1 protein-coding gene is annotated in these 1,699 nt (G+C 73.3%); it reads left to right on the forward strand.

Annotation, left to right across the window (positions count from 1 at the left end; genetic code table 11):
• The coding region (gene bcsE / locus G3N64_RS38980) for a cellulose biosynthesis protein BcsE (RefSeq protein ID WP_205788877.1) at positions 1–1,612 on the forward strand (1,612 nt) is incomplete at its 5' end.
• Positions 1,613–1,699 lie beyond the last annotated feature (87 nt).

Consider the following 1,699-nt stretch of genomic DNA (forward strand, 5'->3'; position numbering starts at 1 on the left):
CGTGCTGGCGATGCCGCCGGTGGCCGAGCCGGCCAACGGCGACGGCGCTGCCGTGATTGCCGACGCACCGCGCCGCGCGGCGCCGGGCCCGTTCGCACGGCTGACCGGCGGCCTGCGCGCGATGAAGCGCTACGGCTTTCGTGCGCGCTCGCTGTATTTCGTCGAAGGTGCGCAGCGCTGGTTCAGCTGGGACGACCCGATCGCGCTCGCCGACGAGGCGCGCGCACTCGCCGACTGGTGCCGCACGCGCCGGATCGCGCTCGTGCTGCTGCTCGATCCCGAAGCGGCCCGCGCGGGCGACGAAGTACGCACCGACGATGCGCCGCTCGTGCGCGATGCGGATCGCGCGCCGCGCAGCGGCTTCCACGGTATCTGCTCGGGCGTCGCGCAGTTGCAGCGCACCCACGGCGAGCTGCTGTGGGTCGTCGATTTCTGGCGTGCGGGCGACACGCTTGCGGCCGGCGAGGTACGGCCGCTGCGCTTTGCGCCGGGCGGCCGGCTGTCGGCGAGCATCGACGGCGGCGCGACCGAGCCTGCGCACCGAATGAAGCTCGCGAGCGACGAGGATCGCGTCGTCGTCAGCCGCGCGGTGCTCGACGGTACGAACCGCGTGCCGGACGGCTGGGACATCGTCGAAGACAACGCGGCCGTCGTCGCGGCCTGTGCGCATGCCCAGGCCGCGACCGCGGTGCTCGCCTTCCGCTCGCATGCGCAGCTCGAAGCGCTGTGCGCGGACGTGCACGCGCTGCGGCGGCAGTGCGGCGGCGCGCTGAAGATCGCGGTCGTCGAGCGCGGCGAAGTGCTGCGCCAGCAGTTCGAGATGCTCGTGCTGAGCGTCGGCGCGAGCCGCGTCGTGGCGCGCGACCTGCCGGTCTCGCGGATGCAGGCCGCCGTGCACGCGCTGCGCGGCCAGCTCTATGCGCGGCCCGTCGCGCCCGACTATCGTGCGGCGCTCGCGGCCGCGCTCGGCGATTCGGTGCTCGGTTACCTGCCGGTCGGCGCGTTCTGCCTGCGGATTCGCGCGGTGCTCGATCGCGGCGCCGTGCTCGCGCTGCCGCATACGCTTGCGAAGATCGCGCTGCTGCCGGACGTGTCGCACGTCGACGCGCTGCGGCATTGCCGGCCGCGCCGCGCGGGCGACGTCGTGACGGCCGATGCCGCGCACCTGTATGTGTTCCTGTTCGCGTGCGAACCGGTCGACGCCGAGGACGCGCTCGCGCGCATCTTCGACGTGCCGGTCGATACGTTGTCCGACCGCGTCGTGTGCCTCGGGCACGGCAGTATCGACACCGAGCTCAATGCGCTGAAGGCCGAGAACCGGCGCGCGCCGATCGCCGACTACAGCGATCTGTTCGCGGCGACGCAGCCGGCGCGTGCGGACGCGACGCGCACACCGCCCGCGCGCGCCGGTCACGGCGAGGCGTTGCCCGACGCGAGCGAAGTGAGCGGGGCGATCGATGCGATCGATACGATCGTCGCGCTCGAGGCGATCGCGGCGGCGCCGTCGGCCGAGGCCGTCGACGCATCGGCGCCGGAACCCGTCATTCCCGCCGCGCGGCAGCGCGGCGCCGTCCGCAGCGCGATGCCGCTGCGCAAGGAGGGGGTCACATGATCGCCGAACTCGTCATCGGTTTCATCGTCGGCATCGCGATCGCGGTGCCCGTGTGGATCGTCGCGCAGCACCTCGGCATCGGCCGCG

The organism is Burkholderia sp. Ac-20344, from assembly GCF_017104975.1.
GTDB lineage: Bacteria > Pseudomonadota > Gammaproteobacteria > Burkholderiales > Burkholderiaceae > Burkholderia.